General features: G+C 57.7%; 11 protein-coding genes. 1 reads left to right on the forward strand and 10 read right to left on the reverse strand.

Annotation, left to right across the window (positions count from 1 at the left end; all coding sequences use genetic code 11):
• Nucleotides 1-60: 60 nt before the first annotated feature.
• From ADIMK_RS17970 to ADIMK_RS18000, 7 genes are all read right to left on the reverse strand, one after another.
• Nucleotides 61-1,221, reverse strand: coding sequence for a cytochrome P450 (locus tag ADIMK_RS17970; RefSeq protein ID WP_036191048.1), 1,161 nt, complete (start codon nucleotides 1,219-1,221; stop codon nucleotides 61-63).
• Between the two features lie 143 nt (nucleotides 1,222-1,364).
• Nucleotides 1,365-2,054 (reverse strand): phosphatase PAP2 family protein, encoded by a 690-nt coding sequence (locus tag ADIMK_RS17975; RefSeq protein WP_036191050.1) that lies wholly within the window; start codon nucleotides 2,052-2,054, stop codon nucleotides 1,365-1,367.
• The gene (locus ADIMK_RS17980) at nucleotides 2,032-3,552 is read right to left on the reverse strand and encodes an ArnT family glycosyltransferase (protein ID WP_051693093.1); all 1,521 of its coding nucleotides are present in this window, start codon (nucleotides 3,550-3,552) and stop codon (nucleotides 2,032-2,034) included. The genes ADIMK_RS17975 and ADIMK_RS17980 overlap by 23 nt, the downstream gene beginning before the upstream one ends.
• A 4-nt stretch (nucleotides 3,553-3,556) precedes the next feature.
• The gene (locus ADIMK_RS17985) at nucleotides 3,557-4,435 is read right to left on the reverse strand and encodes a phosphatase PAP2 family protein (protein ID WP_051693094.1); all 879 of its coding nucleotides are present in this window, start codon (nucleotides 4,433-4,435) and stop codon (nucleotides 3,557-3,559) included.
• Entirely contained in the window at nucleotides 4,428-5,993 is a 1,566-nt protein-coding gene (locus ADIMK_RS17990; RefSeq protein WP_051693095.1) for an ArnT family glycosyltransferase, read from the reverse strand. The genes ADIMK_RS17985 and ADIMK_RS17990 overlap by 8 nt, the downstream gene beginning before the upstream one ends.
• Nucleotides 5,990-7,045 carry a glycosyltransferase family 2 protein gene (locus ADIMK_RS17995; protein WP_036191053.1) on the reverse strand — a complete coding sequence of 352 codons (1,056 nt, stop codon included), beginning with the start codon at nucleotides 7,043-7,045 and terminating at the stop codon, nucleotides 5,990-5,992. The genes ADIMK_RS17990 and ADIMK_RS17995 overlap by 4 nt, the downstream gene beginning before the upstream one ends.
• Nucleotides 7,046-7,119: 74 nt before the next feature.
• Complete coding sequence (locus ADIMK_RS18000) at nucleotides 7,120-8,106, reverse strand: lysylphosphatidylglycerol synthase domain-containing protein (protein WP_051693096.1); 987 nt, start codon at nucleotides 8,104-8,106, stop codon at nucleotides 7,120-7,122.
• Between the two features lie 303 nt (nucleotides 8,107-8,409).
• Here ADIMK_RS18000 and ADIMK_RS18005 point away from each other — a divergent pair, with 303 nt between their 5' ends.
• The gene (locus ADIMK_RS18005; RefSeq protein ID WP_036191055.1) at nucleotides 8,410-9,498 is read left to right on the forward strand and encodes a hypothetical protein; all 1,089 of its coding nucleotides are present in this window, start codon (nucleotides 8,410-8,412) and stop codon (nucleotides 9,496-9,498) included.
• Between the two features lie 76 nt (nucleotides 9,499-9,574).
• Here the strand turns inward: ADIMK_RS18005 and ADIMK_RS18010 are convergent, their stop codons facing one another.
• The 3 genes from ADIMK_RS18010 to ADIMK_RS18020 form a co-directional block, all read right to left on the reverse strand.
• Nucleotides 9,575-10,534: an AraC family transcriptional regulator gene (locus ADIMK_RS18010; protein WP_036191056.1), complete on the reverse strand. Its 960-nt coding sequence runs from the start codon at nucleotides 10,532-10,534 to the stop codon at nucleotides 9,575-9,577.
• Nucleotides 10,535-10,656: 122 nt separating this feature from the next.
• A complete protein-coding gene (locus ADIMK_RS18015; RefSeq protein WP_255344309.1) occupies nucleotides 10,657-12,309 on the reverse strand; it encodes an electron transfer flavoprotein-ubiquinone oxidoreductase in 1,653 nt (550 codons plus the stop codon).
• A gap of 28 nt (nucleotides 12,310-12,337) precedes the next feature.
• Nucleotides 12,338-12,675: FAD-binding protein (locus ADIMK_RS18020; protein WP_036191083.1), on the reverse strand; the 338-nt coding region annotated here is incomplete at its 5' end.

The following is a 12,675-nucleotide window of genomic DNA, read 5'->3' on the forward strand; positions in this document are numbered from 1 at the left end:
TGTTCTGTTGTCGGTAAGCGCCTCGGCGGATACCGGGGCGCTTCGTTGAGTGGCCGGGGATCAGGCCTTGAGCCACAGATGCAGCGGGCTGCGGAAGGTGGATGACGGCATCCACTGGATCTCCTGCTCGACGCTGTGGATCGTCGGGTACATCGCCAGGATCTCCTCAACCGCGACCTTGCACGCAAGGCGAGCAATTGCGATGCCGAGGCAGGCGTGGACGCCGCCACCGAAGCCCAGGTGCCCCTTCGGCTTGCGCTCCAGGTCGTACACGTCCGGATTGGCGAACTGACGCTCGTCCCGGTTGCCTGAGCCATAGGCCAGGCAGACAAAGTCACCGGGCTTGAGGGTCTGGCCGTGCAGGGTGATCTCCTTCTGTACACAACGCTTGAAGCGTTGAGCCGAGGTGTTGAATCTCAGGCTCTCCTCGATTGCGTCGGGGATCTTGGACGGATCGGCCACCAGCGCATCGCGTACATCGGTGAAGTCGGTCAGGTTCTTCATCAGCATGCTCATGAATCCGGACAGCGACTCGATACCCGCCATGATCAGCGTGGTGACGGTGAGCTGGATCTCCCGATCCTCAAGCTTCTCGCCGTCGATCTCGGCCAGGATGAACTGGCTGAGCAGGTCTTCGCCCGGCTCCCGTTTGCGGATCTCCACCAGGGTGTCGGCGTAGTCGCGCATCCACTCGAACGCAGCCAGGTGCTCCGGCGACTTGGTACGGGTAACCGGGTCGGACTGCACCATCAACACCGCTTTTTCACGCACCGTGTCCAGATTTTCAGCCGGCAGGTTGAACAGATACGCGATCAGATCGACGGTGTAGTTGGCGGAAAAGTCCTCGACGAAATCGAACGGCTGCTTATCCTTGACTGCTTCCAGCCGTGCGCGTGCGGCGGCGTGGGCAGGCTCGATGATGTGGTCCAGCGCACGCTTCATCACCGCTTTCTGGATCAGCGCACGCATACGGTCGTGGCGGGGAGGATCGGAGGTGCCCAGGGTAGCGCCGGCGCGCCCCGGCATCTCTGACATCAGGTTGCCCTTCGCCGAGGAGAAGGTCTCCCAGTCGTTCAGCGCCATAACGATATCCTGGTAGCGGGAGAGCACCCACATATTGGCCTCTTCGCTCCAGAAACAGGGATATTCATCCCGAAGAGTCTTGTACGCCGGGAAGGGGTTGGCGTCGATCTCCGGGGAGAATGGGTCGAATCTGAACATCACTCAACCTCGCGTGTAATAGTTGTTATTCAAACGAGGTTTCATTTTATGAGCAGGTATTCTGGCTCAGAATGCATTTAGAAGACTAAGGCTTGTACAAATCGAACAGAAACTGGATTTTTTGTATGGTTTTTTGGTTGAAGTTAGGCCCAGTGACCCGCCAAGGCGTTTTTCGGCGTAGCGTAGGGTGAGCGTAGCATCATCCAGTGGCCAAGCAGCAGATTGGTGAAATAGATCAGCCAGAAGGCAAACACCACATCGCTGAGAAAGTGCCCGCCTTGTACGATTCGGGTCAGGCCCACCAGTGCGCCAACCGTGCAGGCGGCCACAAAAAGTCTGCCGGACGCACAGACCCAGGCGAAGCTGATCAGCCAAAAGCCCATCGCGGCGTGACCGCTGACAAACGAGCAGTTCTTTTCGCAGGCGCCCGAGTATTCGAAAGCGGCAGCAAAGTCGTGTTGGCCGCCAAACTCAACGATCTGCGACGGACGGGCCCGACCAATACTGTTGTCCTTGATGATCACGTTGGCCAGTATACCCGGGCCCAAAAGCAGCGATAACAAAAGAAACAGTGCAGCGCGCCGCTGAAAGGGGCTGCTGTTTCGGTGGCGGTTCAGTCGAACAGCCTGATAGATCAACAGCGGCAGCAGCACAAAATGAAGCTTGGCAAACAGGGCGTAGACAAGCTGAAAAATCGGCAGATCTTCATAGATAAAGCCCTCTTCTGGCGTGTAAAACAGGCGACTGGTCCACAGGTCGATTGAGGGCCAGAGGGTGAAAATGAGCACACAGAGGATGAAGAGGCGGATATCACGGCGTTTTAGCATGCGCATTTCGCACCTCCTGATCACTGGCCATATTCGCCTCGCCATCGCGATACCCCGTGACGAGGTAGAGTTGCGCGTTTCGGCTGAAGTCATCGAAGATATCGACGTGAGCGGTAGCGATCTTCTCCACATGATCGAAGTAGCGCAGTAATGCCTCGGTACCCAGGTGTTGGCTCACAAACAGCAGGCGTTGCGGCGAATCACGGTCAATTGAGCGCATCAGCTCGTAATGATCATCGATGTGCCCATCCCTATTGAGGGCATAGCCCTGATAGCGGTGGGGCGACAGGTAGTAGCCGAAGTAAGCCAACAGCCTTCGAGAGTCGCTGGCCAGTGGAATATCCGGCCGACTGTCAAACTCAGGCTGTAGCTGAGCGACGAGCGCGGGCCAGCCCATGACCCGTTTATATGGGTTGCTGTGACGACCCGGCTCGATCCCGGCAAGGTTCAGGATGAACACGTAATGGTAAAAGATCAGTGCCAGCAGCAGGTTGACGCCTAGCGCCAGTGGTGGCCACCATCGGCGAGTGGTGTGGCTGAGGTGGTAAGCGACGACCAGCGCCCCACCGATATACGCAGGTGCGGCCCAGTTGATATTGGCACGGGCTAACAGTGCCTGAGCGGAAATCACAATGAAGGTGGGCCAGAACAGTGCCCAGGCGAAGCGCTCGCCGTCGCAGCGCGAGACGCCTTTCCTGCATCGCAGTGCCGATACCAGGGTCAGGGCGAGCAGAGGGCCGAAAACGGCCGCCTGACCCAGCCAGAACTCCAGTAACCGTGTCAGACTGACGGGATTCTCACCCTGATGGGAGATCTCGGCCGTGTGCTGAAAACTGATGAAGTCGTGTCGGTAGTTCCAGTACAGGTTAGGCAGCAGACAGGCAGTGGCCAAGGCGCAAGCGAGCCAGAATCCCGGAGTGCGCAGCAGCGCGCGTCCGCGTTCGCAGAACACCGCCAGCAGCAGGAAACTGACCGGCAGCAGAATAAATGTGTATTTGGAGAGCAAGCCAAGGCCGCCCGCGAGACCTGCAAGACACCACCAGATCAGCCCATTCGAGGACTCCGCTTGCAGGAACAGACGGATGGCCAGCGCCCAGAAAAACAGCAGCGGTGCGTCGGTGGTGATAAACAGACTGTTGAAGCTGACCAGCGGCATCAGTAGCAGGATAAAGCCTGCGAATACGCCGGTGCGGCGGTCGAACAGCAGACGACCGGTATCGGCCACCAACAGGGCGGTTAGCCCGTAGAGCATAGCGGCACCGGCTTTGACCGCCCATTCGGCATCGCCCAAGAGGGTTGTGGTGAGCCAGATCACCCAGGCAACCATCGGCGGTTTGGAGTAATACCCCCAGTCTGGTGTTTGTGCCCAACTCAGATAGTAGGCTTCATCAAAAAACAGATGTACGGGGGTCAAGTCGATCACCAGCAATCGATAAGCCACCATTACAATGACAGACAGCAGTAGATAACCGGCAATACCGTTGACCGGACGTGACGACAGCATAGGGTCAGAACCCGAAAGCGTTGGAGACACTGGCGCCCGAAGCCGGGCGCTGCAGTTGCTTGAGGTACTGCAGGGCGCCTATCAAGACCAGCAGCAGAATCAGACCGTGACCCAAAGGATAGCCGCCGTCATGAAACGGCATGGCGAGCACGGCATAGAAGGGGAGGAGCATCGCCAGCCACTGGCTCTTGGCGGTGCGACAGCAGCGGTATTGGGTGGCAAGCTCATACCCCGCCAGCCCGCATATCAGCCCGATCGCACCCCCGACCAAAACGTCGATCGGCCAGTGTGCGCCAACCATCACACGGCTGACGGTGACCAGTGCGAACGCAGTGATAGCCAGGCTACGTTGTGCCCGGCTGCGGGCGATTACGATGAACAGGGCAGCGATAACACCAGCGGTTGTGGAGTGGCCGGAGGGGAAACTGCCATGCTTGATCATGCTGCCAATTAGGTGATAGCTCTCGGGCGGTAGCACAGCGGCTGGACGATCGAGATCAGTCGCATGCTTGAGCCCATGGCTGATCAGCGTGGCCGGTATGGCTGCGATCAGTGTGGCCGGCAGCAGCTGTGGAAAGCGGAACAGTACGAACAGCAGGACGGCGAATGCGACCTGCGTATCGCCAAGAAGCGTCATCGCCGACCAGAGGGTATCTGGCAGCAGTGCACCGAGGTCGTTCAGGGTGTGAAAGGCGGCATGGTAGCCGCCAAACATCCAGAGTAGCGTCGCCATCAACATGAAAGCGCCTGATGTCAGGATGATGCAGATATAAGGCACGGGTGTGCTCAAGGGGGTGTGTGATTGCGGCAGAAGTGATTGGCTGAGCAATCGGTTTAATAGGGTCGGACGAACATCGCGTAACGAAGCGAAAATCTCATTCATGTCGTGCATCCTCGGGTAGCACCTGAGCCAAAACAATGCCGCCCTCCCGATAGAACACGTCGATCGCGTCAGGGCCGAAACGGTGTTGCAGATCGTCGAGGCGATCAGCGCGGGTAAAGAGGTAATCACCGGCCTGTGGGGCGCGACGTTCTGTGATGGCATCGCGGTACAGACTGAAGCTGGGCATATGGATGCGGTAGGCAACGAAGGGAACGCCCATGCGTTGTGCAACATCAGCGGCCCGTTTTACCGGCGCTTGTTGCAGTTCGGCCAATGCGGGTAACAGCAGCAGGAAGAGTGTGGCGCTTTGGACAAGCCCGGCCAGTGCCAGACGTTTCCATTGCGACAATCCGAGCATGCCGATCATCAGGGTCAGGCCCGCGGCAACGGCCAGCAACAGGGCGTAATGCAGATCGAACACCTCTGGGGCCTGAGCCAGCATTTCGCGCTGGTACAGGTTGTTCTGGGACTCGGCCAGAGGGGCTGCATAGAGTACAAGCGCGATCTGCAGTGCAAGAGGCAAGGCGGGCAGCAGCCACTGCCAGCGGCCCCGGGCGAGCACGCGTCGATACTTGGCGAACAGGATGACCAGTGGCGTGATGCCATAGAGCACATAGTGCGGCAACTGGGTTTGTGATAACGATACCAGCACAAACACAACCGCGAACCAGATGATCAGTAGCCGCTCGAACGGGCGCAGCCATAGCGCCTTTGCGCGCCTGAAAAGCCCCAGCATCAGGCCAGACCAGGGCAGCATGACGATAGGCAGCAGCACCAGATAGTAATACCAGTAACCGCCGTGTCCCTCTTTGGTAGCGCTGAACCGGTTGAGGTTATGCTCGATCAGAAACCCGGTAAAAAAGCCGCTGCCCTGCTCGCGCCAGACAAATACCAGCCAGGGCGCGAGTATGCTCAACAGGATCAACCAACCCCAAGGGCTGAAAATGGAGCGCGTCCAGAGCTTTTGCTGACCGAGCGAGAACATCCAGATCATGCTCACCAGCAGGGGGATACCGGCGGCCACCGGGCCTTTGGTTAGCATGCCAAGGCTGAGCCAGAGCCATACCCGAAGCAGGTGGGTAGGCTTTCGGTAACAGCTGTAGCGGTAGATATCAAAGAACGTCAGCGCGATCAGCAGATTGAGCAGCGAGTCGGCCGTGGCGGCGCGACCGATCAGCGTAATCAGCAGGGTGGTGCTGAATATCAGTACAGCGGCACGTGCGCTGCGCCGGTCGATGAACTCGCGGCAGAACGCGTAGATCGCACCCGCCCAAAGCAGCGCGCAGATCACCGAGTGCAGGCGCAGGGATAATTCGTTAATACCGAACAGCGCCATGGAGGTGGCCTGAAACCAATAGGTCAGGATCGGCTTGTCATAGCGTGGCTCGCCATCCAGATAGGTCGCCGACCAGATGCCCGAGTTAAGCAGCTCACGGCTGGCTTCCGAGAAGGCGCCTTCATCCACATCAAACAGCGGGACAGACCAGAGGTTGAACACGAAGCCGACGCTGAGAAACAGCAGCAGCCACAGCGGGTGATCGAGACGAATACGGTTCAACCTGCAGCCCTCTCGGCCCAGGTGCTGCCGGTGTGGCCGGTGGGTGCCTGATCTTCAAACCAGCGCTCAGCGGTGTCGCTTTCACGCACCACGTAGTTATTTACCGATGTGCTCGATGATGAGCCTCCCTGGAACAGGATGCGGCTGAGCATCTCGGCAATTACGCCGGTGGTGAGAAACTGCAGCGCCATCAGCAGCAGTAACACCGAGACGATCAGCATGGGACGTCCGCCGATATCCTCGCCGAGGGCAAACTTCACGAACAGCAGCCAGCTCATCAGCGTGCCGCCGATAATGCCCGAGGCAAGCCCGATGGAGCCAAAGAAGTGGCCGGGGCGGGCCCGAAACCTGAGAAAGAAAAACACTGACATCAGGTCGATCAGCACGCGGAATGTACGGCTGATACCGTACTTGGATTCGCCAAACTGGCGTGCGTGATGACTCACTTCGGTTTCGCCAATACGGTGAGGTGCGGTGACGCCGGCCACCCAGACCGGAATAAAGCGGTGCATCTCCCCGAACAGCCGAATCTGACGCAGTATCGACGCGCGATAGACCTTCAGGCTGCAGCCGTAGTCGTGCAGGCGCAGTCCGGTAATTTTACCGATAAGCCGGTTGGCGATGCGCGAGGGCAGCTTGCGCTTGAGCGCGGCGTCTTGTCGGTTGCGACGCCAGCCCTGAAGCAGGTCGAGATCGCGCTCGATTAACTCCTGAACCATGCGCGGGATATCGCTGGGATCGTTCTGCAGATCGCCATCCATGGTTACGATCAACTCGCCCCGGGCGGCATCGATACCGGCCTGCATGGCGGCGGTCTGACCGAAATTGCGTTGTAAGGTGATAATGCGGACATGGGGGCCGAACGCGTTGCGCGTACGGCGTAGTTCGGACAGGGTGTTGTCGGGGCTGCCGTCATCGACGCAGATGATCTCCCAGCGCCCGCCGTAACCCCTAAGCCCCTCGTGTACACGCTGGACCAACAGACGGGCGTTCTCCTCCTCCTTGTACATGGGCACCACGATGGAAAGGGAAGGTTGCTGCGACTTCTGCATGCTATCCGTCTCGCGTTGATTACTGACGGATGACAAGGCTATAGCGAAGTGTTGACGGATTGGCGACGCAGGGGTTACGACTTTGTTTCAGTAATGATCCCGAGCTTGCCGGATAAACGGGTTCGAGTGGCACACTCTGGCAGCATCAGCGCCACTGGAATGGACACCAGCGTCACGCCCAGCATATAGAGGTGAAGGTTAACGGCGGCAAGCAGAATGGCCTCGGCGGCTATGCCGAACGGCAGCAGCGCGGCCAACATGGCGCCTTCGAAGGTGCCGGCACCGGCCAAACCGTGGATCGGCAGTACGCTGCTGAGATCGGCAAAGATAATCGCCAGCAGCCCCTGTACGCCGGGAATGTCGATAAAGTGCTGAATCACCAGCATCAGCACGAAAAGCTTGAGGCTCCAGAGCAGTGCTGTGAGCAGATAAAGCTTAAGTCCAAGCGCTGGGCTGAGCGGTCCGTGTTCGGCCAGCATGCGGGCCAGAGACTTCAGGGGCCCCGGTAGCCAGCGGGTAATCGACGCCGAAAAGCGCATAAGGATAAACGGCAGGGTTGGCAGCAGCAGGGCAGGCAGCATCATGATCGGGCCAATCAGCCTGATGCCCAGTAGCGAGAGCAGCAGCCCCAGCCAGTGCAGATCCATCAGTCGGATCCAGGCAAGTCCTGCCGCTGTGCTCAATACAGGTAGTTCAAAGCGGTGCTTCATCAGCAACGGAAACGACGCTTCGCCAAGGCGCATCGGCAGTAGGTTGTTCAGCGCGTTGTGCAACAGGTTGATGCGCAGATAGGCGAGAAACGGATGTCCCCGATGGCGGCCGAAATAGAGATACGCTCTCCAGGCCCGCAGCGCATAACTGACCAGCGTTGCCACAGCGAGCATCAACAGCGTCGAGAGTGGTACTCCAGACCAGGCCGATAATGTCTGACGCCATCCAAGCGTGGTCTCTACCCCGGCTATCAGCAGTGCAGTCAGCAGCAGGCTCAAACACCAACGCAAGATGCGGTGTTTGCCGGTGGTATGTGCAGGAGAGCCATGTGTTGGGGCGGTGGCGGTCATGGGGCGGCATTCTAGCATCCGCTGTATGACGATTTGGCGACGTCCTCCAGCTCACGTCCCTCCGTTGAACGCTCATCAGGGTAATGCTTAGGCAGGTCATCAATTGAACATGAAGTATTTAAAAATTCCGACAACATTATAAGAATTTTGATTTTAACCATTGGATAATTGAATAGAGGTGATCATATACATAATTAAGTTCCACGGTGTGTACAAAGATTACACTATTTGTATATCCGTAATTTTGGCCCTTTGCGATATTGAATCGACCTTATAAAACATAATAACGAGGGCCGTACAAAGATGACGATTCGAAATAAATTGGCACTGGCCATTATGGTGGCCGGTATCTCCTCTCAGGTTTCAGCGGTTGAGCTCGGTGAGTTCAACGGCACTACCTTCAGCGTTGGTGGTTACGTCAAGGCCGAGGGTGTTTTCACCATGCCGGATGAGGGCGATGATTCCTTCGAAGGCAGTGCACGTCAGTCACGTGTCAACTTTTCCGCCACCAAAATGATCGAAGGCCACAAGGTTCGCGGTTTTCTGGAAGGCGACTTCTGGGATAACAACACGACTACCGACAGCACCTATGCCTGGCGCATGCGTCACGCCACTTTGAGTGTGGATAACGTGACCGTCGGGCAGACCTGGAACGGTCAGTTCTTCGCCAACGCACCGTTTGACGTAGAAACCCTGAACTTCTGGGGACTGGGTATCGGTACTGTGGCCGGTAACGGTGCGGTCATCCGCCCCGATCTGGTTATGCACTACACCAACGGCGGCCTGCGCCTGACTCTGCAGGACCCTGTCTATAGCGATGCGGATATCCCTGATCTGGTCGCTGCATACACCTACCGTACCGAAAGCGGGCATGCCTTCAACGTAGCGGTAACCGGCCGTGAAGTGGATACCACTCCGACCGTCAGCGGCGATGGCGAATCTGAATACGGTGCGGCTATCTCGCTCGCAGGCAAGTTCAAGTTCGGTAATACCAGTCTTGCCTTGAGTGCCTTTAACGGTAAGGGTGCTGGCGTATATGCAGGCTGGGGCTATATGGGCGCAACCGGTGCTTCAGGCATAACCGAAGTGAATGCTGACGGTGATCTTGTGACCCTGACCGGTTTCTCCGCAGGTATCAGCCATCGCTTCAGCGACAAGCTGCGCGGTAACCTGCGTTATGGCCAGGTAGAGTCCGACGAGGTAGCGGCCTCCATGGATGAGGATACCCTGAAGCAGTCAACCGTAAACCTGATCTACACCTACCTGCCGAACCTGGACATCGGTATTGAGTGGCGTGACCAGAATGCGGCCAACCGTCCGCCGACGTCAGCCGGCAGCTCGTTGCGCCCTGCCGGTCAGCAGGTTGAGGTGATGGCGATGTACAAGTTCTGATCCACCTGAATATCGGAACCCTACGACAACCCGGGCCCCCCTTCCCCGGGTTGTTTTTTTTGCACTCGCAAGGGGGTTAGCGGCTTAGACGGCGGAGCGTTTCAGAGGGCAACTCACCGATATGCTCACGATACTGGGCCGAGAAGCGGCCGAGATTGGTAAAGCCGTATTTAAGGGCGACCTCGGTCACATTGCGCACTCGAAGGTTGCGGCTTAGCTCAGCGTGGATGGTTTCCAGCTTGAGGCGGCGGATATACGCAGAGGGCGTCAGACCTGTTTCCCGCTCGAACAGGTTATAGAGGGATTTGCGGCTGATACGGCACAGACGGGCCAGGTCGGCTACCGGTATATCGGTGGTCAGATTCTCCAGCACATGATCGCGAATCTGCTCGATATGTCGATGGTGCGAACCGGACAGACTGTCGCTGTGGTCCAGGTTGTTGTCATAGGTGTCGAGAATGGCATTGCCCAGCAACTTGGCATAGTAGAGCGCAACACGTTCGCAATGGCGCTGGCTATCCTGTGACAGGATGTCGTTGAGCAGGTTAAAAGCCGGTCCCGAGGCTGGAAATACCAGTGGTGTGCTGTCAAAGCGAATCGGCTCCTGAGAGGTCAGATAACCGAACTCCCGCGCGGTTTGCTGCAGAAAGTCTTTGGGGATCTTCACGATCAATTTCTTGCAGTCGGCGGAGTAGATGGTGGAGTACTCTGCATTGGGCGCGTGGATGATCGAATCGCCGGCGCTTAACACGATCTGCCGGCCCTGACTGTGCAAGACACAGCTGCCGGCAAGCAGAATCTGAAGGTGATAGAAGTCACCCATTGGCGGGATCTTGAGCTGGACTTCGGAGCCGTAACTGAGCTCCGAGATGCAGAGACTGCCAAAGCGCTTGAATTTCAACTCTGAGACAGGCGCGCTGGCTTTTTTCTGAATAAGGTAGTGCTCCCCAAAATTCTTGTGAATGAGAAAGTTGGACAGTTCATATGGCAAAACGCCCGAGATCTTGTGATCAAAGGCTGAAAGAGAAATGTTCATTTTGCACCTGTTTATAATAATTATTTTTATTGAAAGGGTGTTAAACGTTTTAATTTCCCTATCTGTTTTTCCCTTTTTATTCTCGTATTGAACCTTTGGTGGTTTATAGGTGGCCAAAGGGTTTACATATTCGGGTAATTCGGTCCTCCACTGCCTTCAGGCACCACCCAGGTGATGTTCTGGGCCGGGTCCTTGATATCGCAGGTTTTGCAGTGCACGCAGTTCTGCGCGTTGATCTGGAACCGCGGACCGGACTCATCCTCCACCACTTCATACACCCCGGCTGGACAGTAACGCTGCGCCGGTTCTGCGAACATCGGCAGGTTCTGACTGATGGGTATGTTCGGATCTTTCAGTGTCAGATGGCAGGGCTGGTCCTCTTCATGGTTGGTGTTGGAGAGGAACACCGAGGAGAGCTTATCAAAGCTCAGCCTGCCGTCCGGTTTCGGGTAGTCGATCTTCGTGCACTGATCGGCGGGCTTGAGCTGGGCGTAGTCCGGTGTGTCGTCGTGCAGGGTGATCGGCAGTTTGCCGTTGAAGATATTTTGGTCGATGAAGTTGAACGCACCGCCGAGGATCGGGCCGAACTTATGCATCGCCGGGCCGAAGTTACGTGAGCGGAACAGCTCGTCATAGACCCAACTGGCTTCGAACTTGTCGGCAAAGGTGGTGAGTTCGGTGTTGGCCTCTTCGGCCGTAATCGCCTCGAACACCGCCTCGGCAGCCAGCATGCCGGACTTCATCGCCGTGTGCGTGCCCTTGATCTTGCTGAAGTTGAGTGTGCCGGCATCGCAGCCGATCAGCAAACCGCCTGGGAATGTCATCTTCGGCAGGGCATTGAAGCCGCCTTTGGTGATGGCGCGGGCGCCATAGGCAACCCGTTTACCCCCCTCGAGATGCTGTGCGAGCACCGGATGGTGCTTCAGACGCTGGAACTCATCAAACGGGCTGAGCCAGGGGTTGGTGTAGTTGAGATCGACGATCAACCCCACGACCGCTTGGTTATTCTCCAGGTGGTAGAGGAAGAAGCCGCCTGTGGCATCGGTCAGTGGCCAGCCGGAGCCGTGTACCACCAGGCCCGGCTTGTGTTTACCCGGCTCGATATCCCACAGTTCCTTGATGCCGATACCGTAGTGCTGGGCATCGGCTTGTGTATCCAGATCAAACCGCTCGATCAGCTGCTTGCCCAGATGACTGCGGCAGCCCTCGGCGAAGAGGGTGTACTTGGCATGCAGCTCCATCCCCTCCATGTAGTTGGGGCCCTGCTCACCGGCGGCGGTCACGCCCATATCGCCGGTGGCGATCCCTTTTACCGAACCGTCGTCGTTGTACAGCACCTCGGCGGCAGCAAAGCCGGGGAACACCTCAACGCCGAGGCTTTCGGCCTGCTCCGCCAGCCAGCGGCAGAGGTTACCCAGGCTCACCACATAGTTGTTCAGGCCGTGACCTACGTTGTGCATGGTTTTGGGGAGCAGCGCATTGGGCAGCTTCTTTGCCGCGCTCTCGCTCTTGAGCAGGTAGAGCTCATCCGCGGTGACCGGGGTATTGAGCGGTGCGCCCATAGTCTTCCAGTCGGGAAACAGCTCATCCAGCGCGCGGGACTCGATCACGGCGCCTGAGAGGATATGCGCGCCGACTTCCGAGCCCTTCTCCACCACGCAGACGCTCAGCTCCCGCTCGGCGGCCTGCGCTTGCTGCATCAGGCGACAAGCAGCGCTGAGCCCTGATGGACCGGCTCCAACAATGACAACATCAAACTCCATGGATTCGCGCATGATGACCTCTTGACGGGCAAATGTGGGATCAGAGCTTCGCTTCGAGCTGCGGCAAGGCCTCAAACAGGTCGGCCACCAGACCGTAATCGGCCACGCTGAAGATCGGCGCTTCCTCATCCTTATTGATCGCCACGATCACCTTGGACTCTTTCATGCCTGCCAGATGCTGGATCGCACCGGAGATGCCCACGGCGATATACAGTTCAGGAGCCACAATCTTGCCGGTCTGCCCCACCTGCATATCGTTGCTGACAAAACCGGCATCGACCGCGGCGCGCGACGCACCGATGGCGGCCCCGAGTTTGTCGGCAACCTTCTCCAGTAGGGCGAAGTTCTCGCCATTACCCATGCCGCGACCACCGGAGA

Source organism: Marinobacterium lacunae (assembly GCF_000705555.1).
GTDB lineage: Bacteria > Pseudomonadota > Gammaproteobacteria > Pseudomonadales > Balneatricaceae > Marinobacterium_D > Marinobacterium_D lacunae.

Coding starts and splice junctions, on each gene's coding strand:
- ADIMK_RS18005 (WP_036191055.1), top strand. CDS start 8,410: ATGACGATTCGAAATAAATTGGCACTGGCCATTATGGTGGCCGGTATC.
- ADIMK_RS18000 (WP_051693096.1), bottom strand. CDS start 8,106: ATGACCGCCACCGCCCCAACACATGGCTCTCCTGCACATACCACCGGC.
- ADIMK_RS17995 (WP_036191053.1), bottom strand. CDS start 7,045: ATGCAGAAGTCGCAGCAACCTTCCCTTTCCATCGTGGTGCCCATGTAC.
- ADIMK_RS18015 (WP_255344309.1), bottom strand. CDS start 12,309: ATGCGCGAATCCATGGAGTTTGATGTTGTCATTGTTGGAGCCGGTCCA.
- ADIMK_RS17970 (WP_036191048.1), bottom strand. CDS start 1,221: ATGTTCAGATTCGACCCATTCTCCCCGGAGATCGACGCCAACCCCTTC.
- ADIMK_RS18010 (WP_036191056.1), bottom strand. CDS start 10,534: ATGAACATTTCTCTTTCAGCCTTTGATCACAAGATCTCGGGCGTTTTG.
- ADIMK_RS17975 (WP_036191050.1), bottom strand. CDS start 2,054: ATGCGCATGCTAAAACGCCGTGATATCCGCCTCTTCATCCTCTGTGTG.
- ADIMK_RS17985 (WP_051693094.1), bottom strand. CDS start 4,435: ATGAATGAGATTTTCGCTTCGTTACGCGATGTTCGTCCGACCCTATTA.
- ADIMK_RS17980 (WP_051693093.1), bottom strand. CDS start 3,552: ATGCTGTCGTCACGTCCGGTCAACGGTATTGCCGGTTATCTACTGCTG.